25 protein-coding genes are annotated in these 22,050 nt (G+C 66.7%); 22 read left to right on the top strand and 3 right to left on the bottom strand.

The annotated features are described in order from the left end of the window. Window positions 1-8: 8 nt before the first annotated feature. The 10 genes from secY to Q9235_RS22390 all read left to right on the top strand — a co-directional run bounded on the left by secY (window position 9) and on the right by Q9235_RS22390 (window position 9,446). Window positions 9-1,346, top strand: coding sequence for a preprotein translocase subunit SecY (gene secY / locus Q9235_RS22435; protein ID WP_306223994.1), 1,338 nt, complete (start codon window positions 9-11; stop codon window positions 1,344-1,346). 1 nt (window position 1,347) lies between these two features. After that, on the top strand, window positions 1,348-1,941 hold the full coding sequence (locus Q9235_RS22430; protein WP_306223992.1) for an adenylate kinase: 594 nt from the start codon (window positions 1,348-1,350) through the stop codon (window positions 1,939-1,941). Window positions 1,942-2,178: 237 nt separating this feature from the next. Continuing rightward, window positions 2,179-3,378 (top strand): ABC transporter substrate-binding protein, encoded by a 1,200-nt coding sequence (locus Q9235_RS22425; RefSeq protein WP_306223990.1) that lies wholly within the window; start codon window positions 2,179-2,181, stop codon window positions 3,376-3,378. A gap of 361 nt (window positions 3,379-3,739) precedes the next feature. Beyond that, window positions 3,740-4,108 (top strand): 30S ribosomal protein S13, encoded by a 369-nt coding sequence (gene rpsM / locus Q9235_RS22420; RefSeq protein WP_257731997.1) that lies wholly within the window; start codon window positions 3,740-3,742, stop codon window positions 4,106-4,108. Between the two features lie 114 nt (window positions 4,109-4,222). Further along, complete coding sequence (gene rpsK, locus Q9235_RS22415) at window positions 4,223-4,612, top strand: 30S ribosomal protein S11 (RefSeq protein WP_043237079.1); 390 nt, start codon at window positions 4,223-4,225, stop codon at window positions 4,610-4,612. A 94-nt stretch (window positions 4,613-4,706) separates the two neighbouring features. Then, window positions 4,707-5,723 (top strand): DNA-directed RNA polymerase subunit alpha, encoded by a 1,017-nt coding sequence (locus Q9235_RS22410; protein ID WP_306223989.1) that lies wholly within the window; start codon window positions 4,707-4,709, stop codon window positions 5,721-5,723. Window positions 5,724-5,849: 126 nt separating this feature from the next. Continuing rightward, window positions 5,850-6,266 (top strand): 50S ribosomal protein L17, encoded by a 417-nt coding sequence (gene rplQ / locus Q9235_RS22405; RefSeq protein WP_291667610.1) that lies wholly within the window; start codon window positions 5,850-5,852, stop codon window positions 6,264-6,266. A 257-nt stretch (window positions 6,267-6,523) separates the two neighbouring features. Further along, a complete protein-coding gene (locus tag Q9235_RS22400; protein ID WP_422678227.1) occupies window positions 6,524-7,960 on the top strand; it encodes a DegQ family serine endoprotease in 1,437 nt (478 codons plus the stop codon). Beyond that, complete coding sequence (locus tag Q9235_RS22395; RefSeq protein WP_306223988.1) at window positions 7,957-9,264, top strand: replication-associated recombination protein A; 1,308 nt, start codon at window positions 7,957-7,959, stop codon at window positions 9,262-9,264. The genes Q9235_RS22400 and Q9235_RS22395 overlap by 4 nt, the downstream gene beginning before the upstream one ends. Before the next feature lie 2 nt (window positions 9,265-9,266). Beyond that, a complete protein-coding gene (locus Q9235_RS22390; RefSeq protein ID WP_306223987.1) occupies window positions 9,267-9,446 on the top strand; it encodes a hypothetical protein in 180 nt (59 codons plus the stop codon). A gap of 7 nt (window positions 9,447-9,453) precedes the next feature. On the opposite strand, the gene Q9235_RS22385 is transcribed toward Q9235_RS22390, so the two are convergent. Next, entirely contained in the window at window positions 9,454-9,798 is a 345-nt protein-coding gene (locus tag Q9235_RS22385) for a hypothetical protein (protein WP_306223986.1), read from the bottom strand. Window positions 9,799-9,924: 126 nt separating this feature from the next. Between Q9235_RS22385 and crcB the strand changes: the two genes are divergently transcribed. The 9 genes from crcB (at window position 9,925) to Q9235_RS22340 (ending at window position 18,189) form a co-directional block, all read left to right on the top strand. Further along, the gene (gene crcB / locus Q9235_RS22380) at window positions 9,925-10,308 is read left to right on the top strand and encodes a fluoride efflux transporter CrcB (protein WP_306228406.1); all 384 of its coding nucleotides are present in this window, start codon (window positions 9,925-9,927) and stop codon (window positions 10,306-10,308) included. Beyond that, on the top strand, window positions 10,305-11,558 hold the full coding sequence (locus Q9235_RS22375; protein WP_306223985.1) for an RluA family pseudouridine synthase: 1,254 nt from the start codon (window positions 10,305-10,307) through the stop codon (window positions 11,556-11,558). The genes crcB and Q9235_RS22375 overlap by 4 nt, the downstream gene beginning before the upstream one ends. A 95-nt stretch (window positions 11,559-11,653) precedes the next feature. Further along, window positions 11,654-12,154 (top strand): hypothetical protein, encoded by a 501-nt coding sequence (locus Q9235_RS22370; protein WP_306223984.1) that lies wholly within the window; start codon window positions 11,654-11,656, stop codon window positions 12,152-12,154. 74 nt (window positions 12,155-12,228) lie between these two features. Continuing rightward, window positions 12,229-12,906 carry an HAD-IA family hydrolase gene (locus Q9235_RS22365; protein WP_306223983.1) on the top strand — a complete coding sequence of 226 codons (678 nt, stop codon included), beginning with the start codon at window positions 12,229-12,231 and terminating at the stop codon, window positions 12,904-12,906. A 431-nt stretch (window positions 12,907-13,337) separates the two neighbouring features. Further along, the gene (locus tag Q9235_RS22360; protein WP_306223982.1) at window positions 13,338-13,790 is read left to right on the top strand and encodes a hypothetical protein; all 453 of its coding nucleotides are present in this window, start codon (window positions 13,338-13,340) and stop codon (window positions 13,788-13,790) included. Between the two features lie 278 nt (window positions 13,791-14,068). Continuing rightward, the gene (locus Q9235_RS22355) at window positions 14,069-16,069 is read left to right on the top strand and encodes an acetyl-CoA carboxylase biotin carboxylase subunit (protein ID WP_306223981.1); all 2,001 of its coding nucleotides are present in this window, start codon (window positions 14,069-14,071) and stop codon (window positions 16,067-16,069) included. A 48-nt stretch (window positions 16,070-16,117) separates the two neighbouring features. Further along, window positions 16,118-16,738 (top strand): glutathione S-transferase family protein, encoded by a 621-nt coding sequence (locus Q9235_RS22350; protein WP_306223980.1) that lies wholly within the window; start codon window positions 16,118-16,120, stop codon window positions 16,736-16,738. 50 nt (window positions 16,739-16,788) lie between these two features. Continuing rightward, window positions 16,789-17,295: a lysozyme inhibitor LprI family protein gene (locus Q9235_RS22345; protein WP_306223979.1), complete on the top strand. Its 507-nt coding sequence runs from the start codon at window positions 16,789-16,791 to the stop codon at window positions 17,293-17,295. 105 nt (window positions 17,296-17,400) lie between these two features. Beyond that, window positions 17,401-18,189: a YdcF family protein gene (locus tag Q9235_RS22340; protein WP_306223978.1), complete on the top strand. Its 789-nt coding sequence runs from the start codon at window positions 17,401-17,403 to the stop codon at window positions 18,187-18,189. On the opposite strand, the gene Q9235_RS22335 is transcribed toward Q9235_RS22340, so the two are convergent. Together Q9235_RS22335 and Q9235_RS22330 are read right to left on the bottom strand one after the other, a co-directional pair. After that, a complete protein-coding gene (locus Q9235_RS22335; protein WP_306223977.1) occupies window positions 18,190-18,456 on the bottom strand; it encodes a DUF3253 domain-containing protein in 267 nt (88 codons plus the stop codon). Then, window positions 18,453-19,145 carry a DUF599 domain-containing protein gene (locus Q9235_RS22330; RefSeq protein WP_306223976.1) on the bottom strand — a complete coding sequence of 231 codons (693 nt, stop codon included), beginning with the start codon at window positions 19,143-19,145 and terminating at the stop codon, window positions 18,453-18,455. Before Q9235_RS22330 ends, Q9235_RS22335 begins: the two co-directional genes overlap by 4 nt. Before the next feature lie 133 nt (window positions 19,146-19,278). On the opposite strand from Q9235_RS22330, the gene Q9235_RS22325 reads away from it, so the two are divergent. The 3 genes from Q9235_RS22325 to Q9235_RS22315 all read left to right on the top strand — a co-directional run bounded on the left by Q9235_RS22325 (window position 19,279) and on the right by Q9235_RS22315 (window position 21,999). Next, window positions 19,279-19,692 (top strand): rhodanese-like domain-containing protein, encoded by a 414-nt coding sequence (locus Q9235_RS22325; protein ID WP_306228405.1) that lies wholly within the window; start codon window positions 19,279-19,281, stop codon window positions 19,690-19,692. Window positions 19,693-19,701: 9 nt separating this feature from the next. Further along, window positions 19,702-19,875, top strand: a complete 174-nt coding sequence (locus Q9235_RS22320) for a hypothetical protein (protein ID WP_291657084.1) — start codon at window positions 19,702-19,704, stop codon at window positions 19,873-19,875. Window positions 19,876-20,199: 324 nt separating this feature from the next. Next, the gene (locus Q9235_RS22315) at window positions 20,200-21,999 is read left to right on the top strand and encodes an ABC transporter ATP-binding protein (protein ID WP_306223975.1); all 1,800 of its coding nucleotides are present in this window, start codon (window positions 20,200-20,202) and stop codon (window positions 21,997-21,999) included. Window positions 22,000-22,050: the final 51 nt, after the last annotated feature.

Below are 22,050 nucleotides of genomic sequence, written 5' to 3'. Positions count from 1 at the left end.
CCGGACGCATGGCATCGGCGGCTGAACAGCTTGCGGCAAACCTCAATTTCGGGGCTTTCGCCAAGGCGGATGAACTCAAGAAGCGAATCTGGTTCACGCTGGGCGCGCTCGTCATCTACCGGCTCGGCACCTATATCCCGCTGCCGGGCATGAACCCGGACGCGGTGGCCGACCTGTTCCGCCAGACCCAGTCCGGCATGCTCGGCATGTTCAACATGTTTTCGGGCGGTGCCGTCGGGCGCCTCGCGATCTTCGCGCTGGCGATCATGCCGTACATCTCGGCCTCGATCATCGTGCAGCTCCTGTCGAGCGTCGTGCCGAGCTTCGAGGCGCTGAAGAAGGAAGGCGAGCAGGGCCGCAAGACCCTGAACCAGTACACCCGCTACCTGACCCTCGTGCTGGCCGTGTTCCAGGCCTATGCGATCGGCGTGGGTCTGCAGGGCTCGGGCAACCTCGTGCTGGAGCCCGGGCCGTTCTTCCTGCTTTCGACCACGATCACGCTGGTCGGCGGCACGATGTTCCTGCTCTGGCTGGGCGAGCAGATCACCAGCCGCGGCATCGGCAACGGCACCTCGATGATCATCTTCGCGGGCATCATCGCCGAATTCCCCTCGCAGCTCGCCCAGACCTTCGAGCTCGGCCGCCAGGGCGCGATCTCGACCGGCCTGCTGCTCGGCGTGCTCGTCATGGCGATCTGCGTCATCGCCTTCTGCGTGTTCATGGAGCGCGCCCAGCGCCGCCTGCTGATCAACTATCCGAAGCGCCAGGTCGGCAACCGCATGTATGAGGGCCAGACCTCGTTCCTGCCGCTGAAGCTCAACACGGCCGGCGTCATTCCGCCGATCTTCGCCTCGTCGCTGCTGCTGCTGCCGACGACCGTCGCGAGCTTCCAGCAGGCCTCGGGCGGCACCGGCTTCCTGTCGACCATGGTGACCTACCTGACGCATGGCCGCCCGGCGTTCATGATCCTCTACGCGGCGCTGATCATCTTCTTCTGCTTCTTCTACACCGCGATCGTGTTCAATCCGGTCGAGACGGCCGACAATCTCAAGAAGCATGGCGGCTTCATGCCGGGCATCCGCCCGGGCGAGCGGACCGCCGAGCATATCGATCGCATCCTCACGCGCATCACCGTTCTCGGCGCAGGATATTTGACGATTGTCTGCCTTATCCCCGAGTTCATGATCTCCTATGCTCAGATTCCGATCATCCTGCTGGGCGGCACCTCGCTGCTCATCGTGGTGACGACGACGATGGACACCGTGGCGCAAGTTCACGGGCACCTGCTGGCCCATCAGTACGAAGGGCTGGTCAAGAAGGCCAAGTTGCGAGGAGCGCGGAGGTAAGATGCGACTGATTTTCCTGGGGCCGCCGGGGGCGGGTAAGGGCACTCAGGCGGCGCGCATCGTCGCGAAGCACGGCATTCCGCAACTCTCCACCGGCGACATGCTGCGTGCGGCCGTTGCCGCCGGCACGCCGGTCGGCCAGAAGGCCAAGGCGGTGATGGACGCGGGCGGGCTGGTCTCGGACGAGATCGTCATCGGCATTGTCGCCGACCGCATCGAAGAGGCGGATGCCAGGAAGGGCTTCATCCTCGACGGCTTCCCGCGGACGCTGGCTCAGGCCGAGGCGCTAGACCGGATGCTCGAAGGCAAGGGGCTGAAGCTCGATGCCGTACTCGAGCTCAAGGTCGACCAGACCAAGCTCGTCGACCGCATCGTCCGCCGCGCCGAGGAGGCGAGGGCGGCCGGGCAGCCGGTGCGCAAGGACGATGATCCGGAGGTCTTCAAGACCCGGCTCGAAGCCTATAACCGCGATACCGCTGTCGTCGCGCCCTATTACGGGAAGCGCGGCCAACTCACTGCCATCGACGGCATGCAGCCGATCGACAGCGTCTCGCAGGCGATCACCGACGCGCTTTCTGTCGCCGCTCAGGGCTGATCAGCGCTCCAGCGTGTCAAGTTCGAACCCGGTCGGGCCCGACGGTCCGGCCGGGTTTCTCGTTTTGGTGGTGCGCTTTTGCGGGATCGCCTTTGCCGTTTCTCGCCCTGCCTGTGCGTTGACAGGCTCATGTCCGGCGGATGTGCTGAGGCCTAATCCGCGCGAAGCGGTGGCAAGCATCCGTCGACCGGAAGGCGAAGCGATTTCCGGTCCGGATGCAGGACAGGGAGCAGGCGCATGACGAGGTTTGGAGCGTTGCTGGTCGCGAGCACGCTGGCGTTGATGCCGGCGGCGGCGCGGGCGCAGGATGCGGTGAAGATCGGCATCCTCAACGACCAGTCTGGCAACTATGCCGAATTCGGTGGGCTGGGGTCGGTCGAGGCGGCGAAGCTCGCGATCGAGGATTTCGGCGGCTCCGTGCTGGGCAAGCCGATCGAGATCGTCTCGGGCGACCATCAGAACAAGCCGGACATCGCCGTCGGGCTGGCCCGGCGCTGGTACGATGTGGATGGCGTCACCGCGATCGCGGATCTCACCAATTCCGCCGTTGCGCTGGGCGTGGCGGGGATCGCCAAGGAAAAACAGAAGATCGCGCTCTATAACGGCCCGGCGACGACGCGTCTCTTCAACGAGGATTGTTCGCCGACCGGCTTTATGTGGACCTTCGACACGGCGACCTCGGCCAAGGGCACGGCTCTGTCGGTCCTGCGCGAGGGCGGCGATAGCTGGTACATCATCGCCGCCGACTATGCCTTCGGCCATCAGCTCACCGCCGACATCGAATCGATCGTGAAGACCAGTGGCGGCAAGACGCTGGGTACGGTGCGCGCGCCGCTGGGCACGCCGGATTTCTCGTCCTTCCTGCTGCAGGCGCAGGCCTCCAAGGCCAAGATCGTCGCCTTCGCCAATGCGGGCACCGACACGATCAACTCGATCAAGCAGGCGGGCGAGTTCGGACTGGTCGATGGCGGCCAGAAGCTCGCGGCGATGGTCGTGGTGCTGAGCGATGTCCACGGGCTCGGCCTCGACAAGGCCAAGGGGCTGATCACCACCACCGCCTATTACCACGATGCCGACAAGCCGAGCCGGGACTTCGCCGATCGCTACATGGCGCGGACCAAGAAGATGCCCGGCATGATCCAGGCCAGCGTCTATTCCTCGGTGCTGCATTATCTCAAGGCGGTGAAGGCTGCCGGCACGGCGGCCGGCCCTGCGGTCGCGGCGAAGATGAAGGAGATGCCGGTCGAGGATTTCTACGCGCCGGGCGCGAAGATTCGCGAGGATGGCCGGTTGATGAACGACATGCTGCTGGTCGAGGTGAAGAAGCCGGCCGATTCGAAGGCGCCGTGGGATTACTTCAAGGTCGTCCGCAAGATCCCGGCGGCCGAGATCATCGCGCCGCTCGCCGAGAGCAAGTGCAGCCTGGTGAAGAAATAGGGCAGGGTGCCTGCGCCGGCAGACCGTCATTCCGGGTCGATGCGGCTTCGCCGCTTGTCTGGAGTGACGGACTCCCTATATGGCAGTCGCGGCTACCGCCTTGACCTCGCAGCGCTTCGGCCGGCTTATCGGCCTTGGCATGTTTCTTGGTTGCGGCGGGGTTGACTCGTTGCGCCCAACCCGTTAACGAGCCGCCATCCGGTTTCATGGGAGCGATGCCGTTGCCTTCGCGAGAAGGGACGACGTCGCATTACCGCGTGGAGCCGTTCAACGTCCTGCATGAGCCGGCCTCCACCGGACGCAGGATTTTTCCCACCGCCGGGGTGCCATCGGGTGCTTCGGCCGACATGGAGATGAGACCATGGCTCGTATCGCGGGCGTCAACATTCCCACCGGCAAGCGCGTCGTCATCGGCCTGCAGTACATCCACGGCATTGGCGCGGCCAAGGCCCAGGAGATCATCGAGAAGGTCGGCATCGCGCCGGAGCGCCGCGTCAACCAGCTGACCGACGCCGAAGTCCTGCAGATCCGCGAGACGATCGACCGCGACTATCTCGTCGAGGGCGATCTGCGCCGCGAAGTCTCGATGAACATCAAGCGTCTGATGGACCTCGGCTGCTATCGCGGTCTGCGTCATCGCCGCTCGCTGCCGGTCCGCGGCCAGCGCACGCACACCAACGCCCGTACCCGCAAGGGCAAGGCGAAGCCGATCGCCGGCAAGAAGAAGTAATTTCGGCGGGCCGTTAGTCGGCCCGCTGTCTATACGCCGGCCGGTCCGCTTACGGGCCGCCGGCATCCCCAGCGCCTGGCATGACGGGCGCGCCTGAAGGATGGAAGAAGAGATATGGCCAAGGAAGCCCAGCGCGTCCGTCGTCGCGAACGCAAGAACATCGTCTCCGGCGTCGCGCATGTGAACGCCTCGTTCAACAACACCATGATCACCATCACCGACGCGCAGGGCAACACGATCTCGTGGTCGTCGGCCGGCACGATGGGCTTCAAGGGCTCGCGCAAGTCGACCCCCTACGCCGCCCAGGTCGCGGCCGAGGACGCCGCCCGCAAGGCTGCCGAGCACGGCATGCGCACCCTCGAGGTCGAGGTGACCGGTCCGGGTTCGGGCCGCGAGTCGGCTCTTCGCGCTCTCCAGGCCGCGGGCTTCACCGTGACCTCGATCCGCGACGTGACGCCGATCCCGCACAATGGCTGCCGTCCGCGCAAGCGCCGTCGCGTCTGACGCCTGACGTGGTTAGCCCAAGGCGCCCGCAGGGGCGGGCGCCTGTCCGGGGCGGCGGTGGCCGCCAGAAGAATTCAGCACCAGGAGTGCGGTCGTGATCAGCAAGAACTGGCAGGATCTTTCCAAGCCGAACAAGCTCGAAGTGAAGGTCGGAGACGACCCGAAGCGTCAGGCGACCGTGGTTGCGCGTCCGCTCGAGCGCGGCTTCGGCATGACGCTCGGCAATGCGCTCCGTCGCGTGCTGCTGTCGTCGCTCCAGGGCGCGGCCGTGACCGCCGTCCAGATCGACGGCGTTCTCCACGAGTTCTCCTCGATCCCGGGCGTCCGTGAGGACGTCACCGACATCGTCCTCAACATCAAGGCCATCGCGGTCAAGATGCAGGGAGACGGTCCGAAGCGCATGACGCTGCGCAAGTCCGGCCCGGGCACCGTCACCGCCGGCGACATCAACACCATCGGCGACGTGTCGATCCTGAACCCCGACCTCGTGCTCTGCACGTTGGACGACGGGGCCGAGATCCGCATGGAGTTCACGGTCAACACCGGCAAGGGCTATGTCCCGGCCGAGCAGAACCGTCCCGAGGACGCGCCGATCGGCCTGATCCCGGTCGACAGCCTGTACTCGCCGGTCAAGAAGGTCTCCTACCGCGTCGAGAACACCCGCGAGGGCCAGAACCTCGACAAGGACTCGCTGACGCTGGCGATCGAGACCAACGGCTCGGTCACCCCCGAGGACGCGCTGGCGCTCGCCGCCCGCATCCTGCAGGACCAGCTCGCGGTGTTCATCACCTTCGAGGAGCCGCGCAAGGAAGAGGCCGTCTCGACCGCGCCGCAGCTGCCCTTCAACCCGGCGCTGCTCAAGAAGGTCGACGAACTCGAGCTTTCGGTGCGTTCGGCGAACTGCCTCAAGAACGACAACATCGTCTATATCGGCGACCTCATCCAGAAGTCCGAGGGCGAGATGCTGCGCACCCCGAACTTCGGCCGCAAGTCGCTGAACGAGATCAAGGAAGTGCTCGCCACCATGGGTCTGCACCTGGGCATGGACGTCCAGGGCTGGCCGCCGGAGAACATCGAAGAGCTCGCGAAGCGCTTCGAAGAGCACTACTGAGTTCGGTTCAGTAGTTCATGGGCGCGGGAGGCATCCCGCGCCGACCCCGCCCGGCTCACAAGAGCCGGAGCATAACGAACGGCCGTACCGTGGCACGGCGGCCGTAAGCAACGAAGGAGCCAAACAATGCGTCACGGTTTCCGCGGTCGTCGTTTCAACCGCTCGGCCGAGCATCGCCAGGCGATGTTCGCCAACATGGCCCAGGCCCTGATCAAGCACGAGCAGATCACCACCACGCTGCCGAAGGCCAAGGACCTGCGTCCGGTCGTCGAGAAGCTCATCACGCTCGGCAAGCGCGGCGACCTGCACGCCCGCCGTCAGGCGATCGCGCAGATCAAGGATGTCGAGCTCGTCGGCAAGCTCTTCGCGGTCCTCGGCCCGCGCTACAAGGAGCGCAACGGCGGCTATCTCCGCATCATGAAGGCGGGCTTCCGCTTCGGCGACAACGCCCCGATGGCGATCATCGAGTTCGTCGACCGCGACGTCGAGGCCAAGGGCAAGGATTCCGGCCCGGTCTTCACGGCGGAAGACGAAGCCGCCTGATCGGCTTCGCTCAAGCGAATCGCAAAGGGGCGGCCTTCGGGCCGCCCCTTTTTTATTGTCTGCGTTCGCGGGCAGGCGTTTTGCCGCAACCGCGCCCCGATCTTGTCTCCTTCATGTCGAAGGCAGGTTGGCCCTTGCCGCCGGCGCACGATTGCACGACATGTCGGTACGGAACCGGAGCGTCGTCGTGCGGTATAGCTTCGGAAGATTGCAGCGCGGATGCCCCGCGGATGCGGGCCGTCAGGACGAGGATGAGCATGACCCATCGCTTTGCAGGTAGGCGGACGGTATTGGCCGCGGCGGCTCTCGCCGGCGCCTTGATGAGCGGTGCGGCATCGCTGCCGGCCATCGCGCAGCAGCGGCAGGTGCCCGAGACGCGCGAGCAGGTGACGCTTTCCTTCGCGCCGCTGGTCAAGCAGGCGCAGGCCGCGGTCGTGAATGTCTATGGCGCGCGCGTCGAGAAGCGCCCGCAGAACCCCTTCATGGACGATCCGTTCTTCCGCCGCTTCTTCGGCGATCGCGGCTTCGGCGTGCCGCGCGAGCGGGTGCAGCGCTCGCTGGGCTCCGGCGTGGTCGTCGATGCCGGCGCCGGCCTCGTGGTGACCAACAACCACGTCATCGAGAACATGAGCGAGGTGAAGGTCGCTTTCGCCGACAAGCGCGAGGTCGAGGCCACGATCCTGCTGCGCGATCCACGCACCGATCTCGCCGTGCTCAAGCTTGCCGACGCGAAGAACCTGACCGCGATCGAGCTCGCCGATACCGACGAGCTCCAGGTCGGCGACATCGTGCTCGCCATGGGCAACCCCTTCGGCGTCGGCCAGACGGTGACGCAAGGCATCGTCTCGGCGCTGGCGCGCACGCAGATCGGCGTCGGCGACGCGCAGTCCTTCATCCAGACCGACGCCGCGATCAATCCCGGCAATTCCGGCGGCGCGCTGATCGACATGAAGGGCCGGGTCGTCGGCATCAACACCGCGATCTATTCGCGCTCGGGCGGCAGCGTCGGCATCGGCTTCGCCATTCCCTCGGCGATGGTGCGCCTCGTCGTCGACAGCGCCAAGGCCGGCGTCAAGACGGTCAAGCGCCCCTGGTTCGGCGCGCGCCTGCAGAGCCTGACGGCCGAGGTCGCGGACGGGCTCGGGCTCGATCGCCCGGCCGGCTCGGTCGTCGCCAGCGTCGTCGAGAAGGGCCCGGCCGACCAGGCGGGCCTGAAGCGCTCGGACGTCATTCTCTCGGTCGACGGCGTCAATGTCGACGATCCCGAATCCTTCGGCTACCGCTTCGCGACGCGGCCGATCGGCGGGACGACGATGCTCAGCGTGCTGCGTGGCGGCAAGCGCATCTCGATTCCCGTGAAGCTCGTCGCAGCGCCGGAGACGCGGCCGCGCGACATGGTGAAGCTCACCAGCCGCTCGCCGCTCGCAGGGCTGACCGTCGGGAACATGTCGCCGGCGCTGGCCGAGGAGCTCTCGGTCGAGACCGGCAATGACGGTGTCGTCGTCAGCGAGGTCGAGGAGGGCAGCACCGCCGCCAATGTCGGTTTCCAGAAGGGCGACATGATCATGGCGCTGAACGGCGAGCGCATGACCAGTTCGCGCGAGGTCGAGACGGCCCTCAAGGACCGCAAGCGCGCCTGGGAGGTGACGATCTCCCGCGGCGGCCAGACGATCACCTCGGTCTTCCCGGGGTGAGCGACCTGTTTGCAGCCTCCGGGCTGGACAAGTCCGGCCCGCGGCCGCTCGCCGACCGGCTGCGGCCGACGACGCTCGCCGAGGTCGCCGGCCAGGAGCACCTGACCGGGCCGGACGGGGCGCTGACGCGGCTGGTCGCCTCCGGCACGATCGGCAGCCTGATCTTCTGGGGTCCGCCCGGCACCGGCAAGACCACGGTGGCGCGGCTGCTGGCGGGGCTGGTCGATCTCGGCTTCGAACAGATCAGCGCGATCTTCTCCGGCGTCGCCGATCTCAAGAAGGTGTTCGAGGCGGCGCGGGGACGCAGGCTCGGCGGCCGGGGCACGCTGCTTTTCGTCGACGAGATCCATCGCTTCAACCGCGCCCAGCTCGACGCGTTCCTGCCGGTCATGGAAGACGGCACGATCACGCTGATCGGGGCGACGACCGAGAACCCGTCCTTCGCGCTGAATGCCGCTCTGCTGTCGCGGGCGCGGGTTCTGACCTTCAAGTCGCTGGACGAGGGCTCGCTGCTCTTCCTGCTCGGCCGGGCCGAGGTTCTGGAGGGGCGGGAATTGCCGTTGACGCCGGAGGCGCGGCTGGCTCTGGCGCGTTTCGCCGATGGTGATGGGCGCGCGGTGCTGACGCTGGCCGAGGAGATCTGGCGGGCGGCGAAGCCCAGCGAGGTGCTCGACGAGCACGGCCTGTCCGAGGTTATCCAGCGCCGCGCGCCAATCTACGACAAGGCGCAGGACGGCCACTACAACCTGATCTCCGCCCTGCACAAGACGATCCGCGGTTCCGATCCGGATGCTGCGCTCTATTACTTCGCGCGCATGCTCGATGCCGGCGAGGACCCGCGTTTCCTGGCGCGGCGGTTGGTCCGCATGGCGGTCGAGGACATCGGGCTCGCCGACCCGCAGGCGTTGATGCATGCCCGCGCCGCGGCGCAGACCTACGAGCAGCTCGGCACGCCCGAGGGCGAGCTCGCGCTCGCCAATTGCGTGATCTATCTGGCGACCGCGCCGAAATCGAACGCCGCCTATACCGCCTACAAGGCGGCGGTGCGGGTGGCGAAGGAGCGGGGCTCGCTGACGCCGCCCAAGACCATCCTCAACGCGCCGACCAAATTGATGCGCGAGGAGGGCTACGGCGCCGACTATGCCTATGACCATGACCAGCCCGATGCCTTCTCCGGGCAGAACTACTGGCCGGATGCGCTCGGCCGACAGCGCTTCTACGATCCGCCCGAGCGCGGCTTCGAGCGCGAGATCCGCAAGCGGCTGGAATACTGGGAACGGCTGCGGCAGGAGCGGGGGGAGTAGGGATGTTCCTGCTGGCGCGCCTGTTCATGATCGTGCCCTCGGTGATCGCGGGCTGGTTCGTCGCGAAGGACGATGTCTCCTATTGGGTCGTGGCCTTCGCCATCGCGCTGGTCTTCATCGTGCTGACCATCGCCTTCGAGCTCTATGTGCATCCGCGGTTGCGGCGCCGGCGCGAGCCCTGAGGCCCTCTCAGCTTCGGCAAGTGAACGGCAGGAAGGTGCCGGACATGCCGCTGTTCATCGCCATCAGCACGAGCCGGTTGGCGAGTTCCAGCTCTTCCTTGCTGCGGGCGCAGACCTCGGCGCGGGCCTGGCAGTTCGCGGCGAGAAAGGCGTCGTGGCTGGCGAGGAATTCGGCTCCCAGGCCCTTCTTGCCGAGCCGCGCGATCGACTGGTCATAGGCCTTCTTGTAGCGGTTGCATTTCTCCGTCGGCCAATCCGTGCCGCCGCTCTGCTGCGCAGCCGCCATCGTGCTGACGAATGCCAGCATGACGGCCAGCAATCCCATGCGCCCGAACCCAGCCTGAAGAGCCATCGCGTTCATTCCCGTCGCTGCGACCGGTCGATTCCCGAGACCGATCTTCCTGCCCGGCCGCACGGAGCCGTGCAATTGCGGCGGATTTCGTTTGTGCAAGGCGGCAGTGCGCTCTATTCCACAGCGATGATCTCCACCGTTTTCGTTTTTCTAGGCGCCGGCATCGGCGGCGCCCTGCGCCACGGCATCAATGTGGTGTCGCCGCGCTGGTTCGGCCTCGGCTTTCCCTATGGGACCATGGCCATCAACATCATCGGCTCGGCCCTGATGGGGCTGGTCGCCGGCTGGTTCGCCTTCCGCGCCGGCGAGGGCGTGCCGCAGGACCTGCGCCTCTTCCTGGCGACGGGCATCCTCGGTGGGTTCACCACTTTTTCGGCCTTCTCGCTCGATGCCGTCCTGCTTTGGGAGCGGGGCGAGGCGATGCTGGCGGCCACCTATGTGATCGGCTCGGTCGTGCTGTCGCTGGCGGCGCTGGTCGGTGGCCTTGCTGTGATGCGGAGCATGTCATGAAGACGGGCGGCAAAGGCCCCGGCGGCAAGAGCCCCGGAAACAAGGGCGCTGGCGGCCCCTCGCGCGGCGGCAAGCTGCCATCCGCTGGCGCCCCGCGCGGCAAGCGGCCGAGCCACGATGCCCGGCGCCGCGCCGCGGCGCGCCCGGCCGGCGGCGAGGAGCGCGTGCAGCGCCCCGTGCGCCCGCGGCCGGTGGAGGAAGCTCCCAAGCCGACGCGCGCCCAAGTCAAGGCCGAGACCGCACAGGTGCTCTCGACCGGCGTGCAGCAGCTCGTGGTGACGCAGGACGAGAACGAGATGCGGATCGACCGCTTCCTCGAAGCGCGTTTTCCGCAGCTCTCCTTCAGCCATATCCAGCGCATCGTCCGGAAGGGCGAGTTGCGCGTCGACGGCAAGCGCGCCGACAGCAAGGACCGGTTGAGCGAAGGCCAGACCGTGCGCATCCCGCCGCTCCGGCTGGAGGAACAGGCCGAGCGGCCGCGCTCGGTCAAGGCCGATGCCGATACGATCGGCTTCCTGCGCTCGATCACGCTCTATGAGGACGACGACGTCATGGTCCTCAACAAGCCGGCGGGGCTCGCCGTGCAGGGTGGCTCGGGAACGACGCGCCATGTCGACCAGATGCTGGAGGCCCTCACGGCCAAGGACGGGCAGAAGCCGCGCCTCGTCCACCGTCTCGACAAGGATACGGCCGGCTGTCTCGTCATCGCCAAGTCGCGTTTCGCGGCGGCGACGCTGGCCAAGACCTTCCGCTCGCGCTCGGCCCGCAAGGTCTACTGGGCGCTGGTCGTCGGCGTGCCGCGCGTGCGCCAGGGCCGGATCTCGACCTATCTCGCCCGCGAGGAGGCCTATGACGGCGACCAGCGCATGGCCGTCGCCCAGCATGGCGAGGACGGCGCGATGCATGCCGTGACCTATTACGCGGTGGTCGAGACGGCGGCGCAGAAGCTCGCCTGGCTGTCGCTGAAGCCGGTGACGGGGCGCACGCATCAATTGCGCGCCCACACCACCCATATCGGCCACCCGATCATCGGCGACCCCAAATACTTCAACATCCAGAACTGGGAGCTGCCCGGCGGCATCCAGAACAAGCTGCACCTGCTGGCGCGGCGGATCGTGCTGCCGCATCCGCGCGGCAAGGGCACGATCGACGTCAGCGCGCCGCTGCCGCCGCATATGCGCCAGAGCTGGAACCTGCTCGGCTTCGACGACGCGCCCTATGACCCGATCGTCGAGGCGCCCGACGAGTGAGGCCTCTGCTTGCGCGATGACGAAACGTAAGAGAACAGTTGCGGAACAAAGCGCTTTCTGTTCTAGTGATGTTCTCGTCATCGGAGGGGCTGACCATGCGTTCGTTTGTGATCGTTTCCGCCTTCGTTCTCGGCCTTGGCGGCGCCGCCAAGGCACAGAATGTCGCGCCGGCCAAAGTGCCGGCTCCGACACCTGTCACGACATCGGCAGATGAACCGATTCCGCGCACTGAGCGGGCGAAGGCGCGGCAGGATTGCGTCTCCGAGAATATCGCGCTCACTGGCGACGATCTGCGCGCTGCCATGCGCATCTGCATGCAGGGCAAGTTCCCCGGTGTGCAGCTCTATGCCCGCGACGGCGTCACGCGCGACGGCAAGCCGACTGCAGTGGCGGCGCGCGCAGCCTGCAAGGACGAGGTCGACGGGCGCAAGCTGGAGGGCGCCGAACGCATCGCGGCATTGACCGCCTGCTTCAACGGCAAGCGACCGGACCTGGCCCAGCGCTCCGAGTGCCGCAAGGAGGCGCGGGCCAAGGGACTGGACGGCGCCGATCTGCGCAAGGCGGTCGATACCTGCGCCCGCGAGGCCAAGGGTTGAGACGTTCGCAGGCGCGATGATGCCATGTCGGGTTTGCAATGGATCGCCCGCTCGATCCGGGTTAAAGCGCCGGCATGGATCTCATCATCTTCGATCTCGACGGCACGCTGATCAACTCCGAGGCGATCATCCTCGAAGCGCAGTACGAGACCTTCAGGCGCTGCAGGAGGGCTCATCCGGGGCGCGAGGCCGGCTTGGGCATCGTCGGGCTGACGCTGGACATCGCGATGGCGCAGCTCGCCGGGCTCGACGCACCCGATGATGTACTGACCGAGACCTATCGCCAGGTCTTCAGCGCGATGCGGGTGCAGGCCGAGACCGATCCGTCGCTGGATGAGCCGTTGTTCGCGGGCGTTGCCGAGACGCTGGCCGGGCTGAAGCGCCATGGCGGACTGAAGCTCGGCATCGCCACCGGCAAGTCGCGTAAAGGCGCCGAGTTCATCGTCGCCCGGCATGGCTGGCAGGGGCTGTTCGACACCGTGCAGTCGGCCGACGATGCGCCGTCGAAGCCGCATCCCGGCATGATCCAGCGGGCGATGGCGGAAACCGGGGCCGCGCCGGAGCGGACGGCGATGGTCGGCGACAGCTCGTTCGACATCGAGATGGCGGTCGCCGCCGGCGTGGTGCCGGTCGCGGTGTCCTGGGGCTTCCAGCCCGTCGAGAAGCTCGTTTCGCTCGGTGCCCGACATGTGCTGCGGGAATTTCCGGAATTGCCGGCGGCGCTGGGATTGCCGAAGGCTATTGCGGCGTAGGAGCGTCCATAGGCATCGCGTGGTTTCGAGGCACAGCCCTTGTCATTCCGGGGCGCCAGCGGCGCGAGCCCGGAACCCACGGTTGGGTGAGGCCTCGGGTACTTGGTTGCAGGCGGCATGCCCAGTCGTGGGTTCCGGGTTCTTCGCGATGCGAAGCCCCGAAGTGACAAAGGTAGTTTCGGCCGGGAGCCGGTCGATAGCCCCGTTGGACGGATACCGGCGAGCGTCCGGCGTGACCTGTCTGAGAGCCGCCATCCTGCGATGCCTGTCTGGACCTCAGTAACACCCTCGCAACCAAACCGACTCAGTTCCGTTTAACCTGAATAACCGTTCAGATTTTCGCGTTAACCACCTGATGCCGTGGCGGGGTGCATGGTGTTCCCACAACAGGGACGTACCGGCACAAAACAACGCCGGACAGGGGTTCGAACATGATGGATCATGAGCTTCGTGAATTCGTCGATCGCGTGATGGATCGTCGCGCGATCGACGAAGAAGACGTCAAGATGCTTCAGCGCAACATCTTGAGCGACATCGTTATCACGCGGGACATCGTCGATGTTCTCATTGCGCTCGACCGGGCCGTGCCGCTCAACTGCAAGGCTTATGCGGATTATCTGGTCGCGCTGGTCGTCGACTTCGCCGTCTGGGAGAACCGCCCGACCGGCGTGATCGATCGCGACAAGGCGCATTGGCTGGTCACGACGCTTTCGGCCGGCGAGGGGCCGACCACGACCGCCCTGCGCATCGCCAACGAGATCGCTCGCGAAGCCGAGCATTGCGACGAGACCCTGCTGGCCTTCGCCTTCGCCAAGGGCGCGGCGAAGGATGTGCTCCGGGCCGGCGTCGGCGCCGCTCCCCGCGTCGTTCTGCTCGCGAGCTGAGCCGGGCGTCATTCTCGGGCTTGACCTGAGAAGCGCACCCAGCCTGGGCCTGACGAGCGGTTGGGCAAGGGAGACGCTCCCTGCGAGAGATGCCCGGGTCAGTCCCGGGCATGACGGCGTTGGACCGGTGCTCCCACTGACAAAGGGCATAACCTCGATCTGTGCATCCTTGCACAACGGCTAGCCCGATAGCCGACTTTCGCATCGGTGGACGGCGGTTGCGGCATCCCATAGACCCCGGCTATTGCAGTCTGGTCTGAAGCCGGGAGTGGCCGCGCATGTTCTCGAAGATCCTGATCGCGAACCGCGGCGAGATCGCCTGCCGGGTCATCAAGACGGCGCGGCGGATGGGCATCAAGACGGTCGCCGTCTATTCGGACGCGGATCGCGATGCGCTGCATGTCGAGATGGCCGACGAGGCCGTGCATATCGGCGCGGCTCCCGCCGCCCAATCCTATCTGCTGATCGACAAGATCATCGATGCCTGCAAGCAAACGGGCGCGCAGGCCGTGCATCCCGGCTACGGCTTCCTCTCCGAGCGCGAGGCCTTCGCTCAGGCGCTCAAGGATAACGGCATCGTCTTCATCGGCCCCAATCCGGGTGCCATCGCCGCGATGGGCGACAAGATCGAATCGAAGAAGGCTGCGGCGGCCGCCAGGGTCTCCACCGTTCCGGGCTTCCTCGGCATCATCGAGAGCCCCGAGCATGCCGTGACGATCGCCGACGAGATCGGCTATCCCGTGATGATCAAGGCCTCGGCCGGTGGCGGCGGCAAGGGCATGCGCATCGCCCATTCGGCCGGCGAGGTCGCGGAAGGTTTTGCTCGCGCCAAGTCGGAAGCGGCCTCGTCCTTCGGCGACGATCGCGTCTTCGTCGAGAAGTTCATCGTCGATCCCCGCCATATCGAAATCCAGGTTCTCGGCGACAAGCACGGCAACGTCATCTATCTCGGCGAGCGCGAATGCTCGATCCAGCGCCGCAACCAGAAGGTGCTGGAGGAGGCGCCGTCGCCGCTGCTCGACGAGGCGACCCGCAGGAAGATGGGCGAGCAGGCGGTCGCGCTGGCCAAGGCGGTGAACTATGACTCGGCCGGCACGGTCGAGTTCGTCGCCGGGCAGGACAAGTCCTTTTACTTCCTCGAGATGAATACCCGCCTCCAGGTCGAGCATCCGGTGACCGAGATGATCACCGGCATCGACCTCGTCGAGCAGATGATCCGCGTGGCCTATGGCGAGAAGCTCGCGATCGCGCAGGCCGATGTGAAGCTCGAAGGCTGGGCGGTCGAATCCAGAGTCTATGCCGAGGACCCGACCCGCAACTTCCTGCCCTCGACCGGCCGGCTCGTGACCTATCGGCCGCCGAGCGAGGGGCCGGATGGCGAGGCCATGGTGCGCAACGATACCGGCGTGTTCGAGGGCGGCGAGATCTCGATCTATTACGACCCGATGATCGCCAAGCTCGTGACGCACGCGCCGACGCGCGAGGCCGCTATCAAGGCGCAGGCGCGCGCGCTCGATGCCTTCGCCATCGACGGCATCCGCCACAACATCCCCTTCGTCGCGGCGGTGATGCAGCATCCGCGCTGGATCGCCGGCAATCTCTCGACCGGCTTCATCGCCGAGGAGTTCCCGGAGGGGTTCTCGCTGCCGGCGCCGCAAGGTGAGACGGCGCGGCGCATGGCGGCGATCGCGATCGCCTGCGACCACCGCATGAACCAGCGCAAGCGCAATGTCTCGGCGCAGATGGAGGGCTGGCGCAAGGTTTCCTTCGACCGCCTGCGCATTGTCCAGCTCGGCGGTAAACGCTTCGAGGGCGAGGTGACGGAGCAGGGCGGGGCGGTCGTCATCGCCTTCCCGGGCCACAGCGTCAGCATCGTCAGCGGTTGGGTGCCGGGAGAGCCGGTCTGGCATGGCACGCTCGACGGGGTGAAGGTTGCGGCGCAGGTCCGGCCGATCCTGAACGGCGTCGCGCTCGGCCATGCCGGCGCCTATGCCAACGCCCATGTCTATACGCAGCGTGAGGCCGAATTGGCCGCGCTGATGCCCGAGAAGGTCGCGGCCGATACCGGCAAGTTCCTGCTCTGCCCGATGCCGGGCCTGGTCAAGGCGATCTCGGTTGCCGTGGGCCAAGAGGTCAAGGCCGGCGAGCCGCTCGCCATGGTCGAGGCGATGAAGATGGAGAACGTGCTGCGCGCCGAGAAGGATGTCACCATCGCCAAGATCCTGGCGAAGGAAGGTGACTCGCTCGCCGTCGACGCGGTCATCATGGAATTCGCCTGAGGATACCGTCCGGCCATCGGGCGGGGCGGAGCGATTGAGGAACATGTCATGTTGACGATCTGGGGCCGGTTGAGCTCGATCAACGTCCAGAAAGTGGTCTGGGCCGCCGGCGAGGCCGGGCAGGCCTTCGAGCGCATCGATGTCGGCGGGCCTTTCGGCGGGCTCGATACGCCCGAATTCGTGGCGATGAACCCGAACCGGCAGATTCCGGTGTTGCGCGACGGGGAACTCGTCCTCTGGGAGTCGAGCAGCATCCTGCGCTATCTCGCCGCTCGCTATGCCTCGGGCGGGCTCTGGGAGGAGGACCCGGTCCGGCGCGCTCCGGCCGATCGCTGGATCGACTGGATGCAGTCGGAGTTGCAGCCGGCACTGGCGCCGGTGCTCTGGGGCGTGGTGCGCAAGGTGCCGGCCTTCACCGATCCCAAGGTGATCGCCGACGGGATCGGTCGGGCCGAGGCGCTGATGACGATTCTCGAGGCCCAACTGGCGGATCGGCCCTTCCTGGCCGGAGAGCGCTTCGGCATGGCCGACATCGCGGTCGGCTGCGGCGTGCATCGCTGGCTCAACATGCCGGTCGAGCGGATCGCGCGGCCGCGCGTCCAGCGCTGGTACGAGACGCTCTTCGCGCGGCCGGCGGCGCAGGCGGCGCTGCCGTTGCCGATCGCGTGAGGTCGCGACGCGGCGCTTGATCGAAGCGCTGTCGCTGGCATGATGGCGGCATGAGCGCTTTTCGGACGATCCTGCTTCTGTGCAGCCTTGCTGCGGCCGCGCCGGCGGTTGCACAGACTTCACCCACGCTGCGGACCGATCTTGCGTCGCTCTCCGGTTGCTTGCGAGATGCCGGCTCTTCACCATCCGCCTGCATCGGCACGGTGGCGGTCGCCTGCGTGCGCGCCGCCAGCAACGATCCGCGCGGGGCGGAAGCCGCCTGCGCCCGGCGCGAGGAGGCGGCTTGGCGCGAGCGCCTGACGCTTGCGCTGCAGGTTACGGGGCGTGCGCTCGACTCCGGCCAGCGCAGCCGGCTTGCGGCGCTGCAGCTCGCCTGGGAAGCTTACGTCACCCAGAAATGTGCCTTCTACGGGGCGACCCAGCGTGAGGCATTGCAGGCCGGACGGCAGGCAGGCTGCGAGTTGCGCGAGGTCGCCGGCCGCGCGATCGAGCTTGCGAAAGCCCTGCCGCAGGCGGCCGGACGGCGCCCGCAGTCGCCCCCGCAGATCATTCGCTGAGCACGCTCGCCGCTCCCTGTGCGCGCTTTCCGCATGCTCCGGTTCAGAAAGCTGTCAGCATTTGCCGGTAGGTCTTGAGCGACACTTCTTCCGTTCGGGATTCCGATGTTCTTCGTTCTGTCCAAGGTCGTCTGGTTCGTCCTGTCGCCGGTGAACTTCGCGATCCTGCTCGCGGGGCTTTCGGGGTTGCTGGCTTTCACGCGCTTCGCCCGGCCAGCGCGCTGGATCGGACTGGTCTCGCTCGTCGCGCTTGGCCTGATGGCTTTCAGCCCGCTGCCGCGCATCGTGCTGCGACCGCTGGAGGATCGGTTTCCGCAGCAGGATGCCAGCAAGGGACCGGTGACCGGCATCGTCGTGCTCGGCGGCGCCATCGGCATGGCGCGCGGCGATGTCGCGATGAATTCCTCGGCGACGCGGATGACCAAGGCGGTGGAACTGGCACGATTGCATCCGCAGGCGAAGGTCGTCTTCACCGGTGGCGCGGCCAACCTGATCTCGGAAACGACCGTCACGGAAGCGGACGGCGCCAAGCTGCTGCTCGAAGGACTGGGGCTCGACCCCGCCCGGCTCATTCTGGAAGACAAGTCGCGCAATACCCGCGAAAACGCCGCCTTCACGCGCAAGCTTGTCGATCCCAAGCCCGGCGAGCGCTGGCTTCTGGTGACCTCGGCCTGGCACATGCCGCGCTCGATCGGCGTCTTCCGCAAGGCCGGGTTCGCGGTCGAGGCTTTCCCGGTCGATTTCTGGTCGAGCGGCGACCCGAGCGACTTCATCCGGCCCTATAGCCGGGCGCCACGCGCGCTCGAAATCGCCGATAACGGTTTCAAGGAATGGGTCGGGCTCGTGGCCTACCGGCTCGCCGGCTATACGGACGAGCTCTTCCCGGCGCCGTAATCAGGCCGCTGCCGGCAGGACGAGCCGATAGACGCCGCGAAAGTCGTCGGGATCGACCGGCCGGCCCTTGCGGGTGATGACGAGCCGGCCCTCCTTCATCAGCTTCACGGCGGCGCGGCGAACCGGCTGCATCAATGGACCCCAGCCATCCGGATGATCGCCGCCGAGGCGGCGGGCGACATCCATCGGCGAGATCGTCAGGCCCGCCTCGCGCTGGGCCAGCAGGTCTAGGATCGCGGTCTCGATCGCCTCGGGTTCGATGCTCATGATTGGCCCGGATGGTTGAAGACGCGCGTCGCGTCGGAGGCGAACTGGCGCCGGTACATCGCGACCAGCACGGCACCGGTGAAGCCGATGAAGCTGACCGGGCCGAGGAACCAGCCGAGATAGGCGAGCGCGAAGAAGAAGGCACGCTGGCCGCGGTTGAAATGCCGGCCGGCGGCGATGTTCATCTCGATCGTCTCATGCACGGCATGGGCCATCGCGCGCTCGTCCTTGCTGTCGAACGGGGGGAGGGCGCCGAGCAGGATGACGCAGTAGTTGAACAGCCGGTAGCTCCAGGCGAATTTGAAGAAGGCGTAGCCGAAGATGGCGACGAGCCCGATGATCTTCAGCTCCCAGACGGAGCGCAGGGTCACCGGCACGAAGGGCAGGTCGCCGAAGATCGCGACGGCGCGGTCCGTGGCGTTGAGCAGAGCGAGCGTGCCGCCGATCGCCAGCAGCGAGGTCGAGGCGAAGAAGGCGGTGCCGTTCTGCAGGCCGCCCATGACCTGGGTATCGACGATCCGGACCTCGCGTGCCGCCGATTCGCGGATCCAGCGCGCACGACGCAGGTTCATCCGCATGTTCAGGGTGCGCACGGCATAGGGACCCATCTCGACCACATAATGGTAGCCGAGCCAGGACAGGGTGAAGAACGCCAGGGCGATCAGATCGAGATTGCTGAAGCCGAACATGCCGCCGCTCTGCCATTTCGCCCGTGGCTCAGGCAAGCAGCTTCTGCGCCATCCGCCGTCGCGGCAAGGCGGCAGCATTGACGCTGCGCTGGCGAGCCGCCACGGTGCGGCCGGAATCGGGGAGGGCATGATCGTGCCGCAGACCATCACCAAGGGCTACAAGGCGCTGGTCGCGGAGGCCGAGAGCCGGATCGAGACCTTGTCGATCGAACAGGCGCAGGCGCTCCATGGCAGCGACGAGGTGGTCTTCGTCGATCTGCGCGACCCGCGCGAGCTGGAGCGGGAAGGGCAGATGCCCGGCGCCTTCCACTGCCCGCGCGGCATGCTCGAATTCTGGATCGATCCGGAAAGTCCCTATGCCAAGCCGGTCTTCCAGCAGGACAAGCGCTTCGTCTTCTTCTGCGGCGGCGGCTGGCGCTCGGCCTTGGCCGCGCAGGCGGCGCAGGAGATGGGCCTGAAGCCGGTCGCGCATGTGGCCGGCGGCTTCGGCGCCTGGAAGAAGGCGGGTGCGCCGGTCGATACTCCCCCCGCCGACAAGAAGGCTTAAGGCCCGACCTTGTCCCATTACGTCATCGTTCTGCTGGTCGCGGCTTTCGTCTTCCGCAAGCCGCTGGGCCGGCTGCTGGCACGGCGCTGGCCCAATCACGCCAAGCGCCAGCAGGTGCTAGGCACGATCATCGCGGCCTTCCTGCTGGTGATCGCAGCGCGGCTCGTGGCGCTGTTCTGGTAAGCCGGCGCACAACTCTGCCTTGAATTGGGCGAAGATGCTCCGTGCAGCCATTGCATGAGAGGCAGGCTTGCGCGCTGCTTAAACATCAGGCATCTTCCTTTGCCTTGGCTCCAACTCAAGAAAGGGAGGGCTGAATGAAATTCATCAACATCGCAGCCACTCCCATGCGACCAACCCGGCACTAGGTCGGTCTCGCACGAGGCCCACCTCCGGGTAGCCTCCTGAGCCTTTTTCCAACTTCTATCTTTCATTGCCGAAGCCGGCGCGCGTCGTCGTCTTCGCCTGATTTCGGAGTCGGCGGCCGTCTCGGCGCCGAATGACGCTATGTCTCACGATACTCAAACCGGGCGGCGGGAGCCGTTCCGGGCCGTTCTCGGCTTCACTTTCAAGCATTGGGCGCGCCAGCCCAAGCAGGTCGCCTGGGTTGCCGGCGTCACCATAGCCGCGACACTCGCCGAGCTGTTCACGCCGGTCTATGCCGGCCGCCTCGTCGATGCGGTGTCGAGTGGTATCAGCGCCGGCGGCGCGGAAGCGGCGCTCTGGGCGCTCGGTGCAATGATGGTGCTCGCCGCCATCATGGTGATCGGGCGGCATTTCGCCTTCGCCGGCCTGACCACGATGACGCTGCGCACGATGAGCGACGTCTCGCAGGAGGCTTTCGCACGCCTGCAGCGCTTCTCGACCGATTGGCACGCGAATAATTTCGCGGGCTCGACGGTGCGTAAGATCACGCGCGGCATGTGGGCGCTCGACCTGCTGACCGACACGATCCTGATCGCGCTGCTACCGTCGCTGGTCATTCTGCTCGGCATGACGGCGGTGCTGGCCTGGCACTGGCCGGCGATGGGGCTCGTCGTGGCCTTGGGCGCGGTGGCCTATATCGGGCTGACGCTGGCGCTCTCGCTGCGCTTCGTCGCGCCGGCGGCGCGGCTGGGCAATGCCTGGGACACGCGGCTCGGCGGCGCGTTGGCCGATGCCATCACCTGCAACCCGGTGGTGAAGGCCTATGGCGGCGAGGCGCGCGAGGACCTGCGGCTCGCGATCGTCGTGTCGAAGTGGAGCCTCAGGACGAGCCGTGCCTGGATTCGCGGCACCTGGTCGGGCACCGGCCAGAACATCGTGCTGCTCTTCCTGCGCGCGGCGGTGATCGGCCTGGTGATCTGGCTCTGGGCGAACGGGCAGGCCTCGCCCGGCGATGTCGCCTTCGTGCTGACGGCCTATGCGGTGGTGCATGGCTATCTGCGCGATGTCGGCCAGCACGTCCACAACCTGCAGCGCTCGGTCAACGACATGGAGGAACTCGTCTGGATGCACGACCTTCCCTATGGCGTGCCGGACCGGAAGGGCGCGGTGGACATGGGCGTGACGGCGGGCGAGATCGCCTTCGAGGACGTGACCTTCCACTATGGAGGCCATGCCGACCCGCTCTATCGCGATTTCTCGTTGGCCATCCGTGGCGGCGAGAAGGTCGGCCTCGTCGGCCGCTCGGGCTCCGGCAAGACGACCTTCGTCAAGCTGGTGCAGCGGCTCTACGACGTCACTTCGGGCCGCATCGCGATCGACGGGCAGGATATCGCCGATGTCACGCAGGCGTCCTTGCGCCAGCAGATCGCGATCGTGCAGCAGGAGCCGGTGCTGTTCCACCGCTCGCTGGCGGAGAACATCGCCTATGGCCGGCCGGGCGCGAGCCTGGCGCAGGTCGAGCAGGCGGCGAAGCTCGCCAACGCGCATGAGTTCATCATGCGCCTGCCCAAGGGCTACGCCACGCTCGTGGGCGAGCGCGGCATCAAGCTCTCGGGCGGCGAGCGCCAGCGCGTCGCGCTGGCCCGCGCCTTCCTGGCCGATGCGCCGATCCTGATCCTGGACGAGGCGACTTCCAGCCTCGATTCGGAATCGGAAGCGCTGATCCAGCAAGCGATCGAGCGCCTGATGGAAGGCCGCACCACGATCGTGATCGCGCATCGTCTCTCGACGGTGCGGGCCATGGACCGCATCCTGGTCTTCGATCGCGGCCGGGTGATCGAGGAAGGCCCGCACGAGGCCCTGCTCACCCGCAAGGACGGCGCCTATCGCGCGCTGTTCGAGAAGCAGGTCAGCGAGCTGGCCAAGGGGCTGGCGGCATAATCGCCGCTGGCTTCCGCGAACAAGGAAAGGGCCGCGCGAGCGGCCCTTTTT

The sequence above is a fragment of the Bosea beijingensis genome (genome assembly GCF_030758975.1).
Taxonomy (GTDB): Bacteria; Pseudomonadota; Alphaproteobacteria; order Rhizobiales; family Beijerinckiaceae; genus Allobosea; species Allobosea beijingensis.
The sequence above is the reverse complement of the archived record's forward strand: the minus strand, read 5'-3'. Positions and strand labels throughout refer to the sequence as shown.

Coding starts and splice junctions, on each gene's coding strand:
- secY (WP_306223994.1), top strand. CDS start 9: ATGGCATCGGCGGCTGAACAGCTTGCGGCAAACCTCAATTTCGGGGCT.
- rpsM (WP_257731997.1), top strand. CDS start 3,740: ATGGCTCGTATCGCGGGCGTCAACATTCCCACCGGCAAGCGCGTCGTC.
- Q9235_RS22345 (WP_306223979.1), top strand. CDS start 16,789: ATGAGCGCTTTTCGGACGATCCTGCTTCTGTGCAGCCTTGCTGCGGCC.
- Q9235_RS22315 (WP_306223975.1), top strand. CDS start 20,200: ATGTCTCACGATACTCAAACCGGGCGGCGGGAGCCGTTCCGGGCCGTT.
- Q9235_RS22430 (WP_306223992.1), top strand. CDS start 1,348: ATGCGACTGATTTTCCTGGGGCCGCCGGGGGCGGGTAAGGGCACTCAG.
- Q9235_RS22365 (WP_306223983.1), top strand. CDS start 12,229: ATGGATCTCATCATCTTCGATCTCGACGGCACGCTGATCAACTCCGAG.
- Q9235_RS22360 (WP_306223982.1), top strand. CDS start 13,338: ATGATGGATCATGAGCTTCGTGAATTCGTCGATCGCGTGATGGATCGT.
- rpsK (WP_043237079.1), top strand. CDS start 4,223: ATGGCCAAGGAAGCCCAGCGCGTCCGTCGTCGCGAACGCAAGAACATC.
- Q9235_RS22370 (WP_306223984.1), top strand. CDS start 11,654: ATGCGTTCGTTTGTGATCGTTTCCGCCTTCGTTCTCGGCCTTGGCGGC.
- Q9235_RS22385 (WP_306223986.1), bottom strand. CDS start 9,798: ATGGCTCTTCAGGCTGGGTTCGGGCGCATGGGATTGCTGGCCGTCATG.
- Q9235_RS22375 (WP_306223985.1), top strand. CDS start 10,305: ATGAAGACGGGCGGCAAAGGCCCCGGCGGCAAGAGCCCCGGAAACAAG.
- Q9235_RS22340 (WP_306223978.1), top strand. CDS start 17,401: ATGTTCTTCGTTCTGTCCAAGGTCGTCTGGTTCGTCCTGTCGCCGGTG.
- crcB (WP_306228406.1), top strand. CDS start 9,925: ATGATCTCCACCGTTTTCGTTTTTCTAGGCGCCGGCATCGGCGGCGCC.
- Q9235_RS22355 (WP_306223981.1), top strand. CDS start 14,069: ATGTTCTCGAAGATCCTGATCGCGAACCGCGGCGAGATCGCCTGCCGG.
- Q9235_RS22335 (WP_306223977.1), bottom strand. CDS start 18,456: ATGAGCATCGAACCCGAGGCGATCGAGACCGCGATCCTAGACCTGCTG.
- Q9235_RS22425 (WP_306223990.1), top strand. CDS start 2,179: ATGACGAGGTTTGGAGCGTTGCTGGTCGCGAGCACGCTGGCGTTGATG.
- rplQ (WP_291667610.1), top strand. CDS start 5,850: ATGCGTCACGGTTTCCGCGGTCGTCGTTTCAACCGCTCGGCCGAGCAT.
- Q9235_RS22390 (WP_306223987.1), top strand. CDS start 9,267: ATGTTCCTGCTGGCGCGCCTGTTCATGATCGTGCCCTCGGTGATCGCG.
- Q9235_RS22350 (WP_306223980.1), top strand. CDS start 16,118: ATGTTGACGATCTGGGGCCGGTTGAGCTCGATCAACGTCCAGAAAGTG.
- Q9235_RS22400 (WP_422678227.1), top strand. CDS start 6,524: ATGACCCATCGCTTTGCAGGTAGGCGGACGGTATTGGCCGCGGCGGCT.
- Q9235_RS22330 (WP_306223976.1), bottom strand. CDS start 19,145: ATGTTCGGCTTCAGCAATCTCGATCTGATCGCCCTGGCGTTCTTCACC.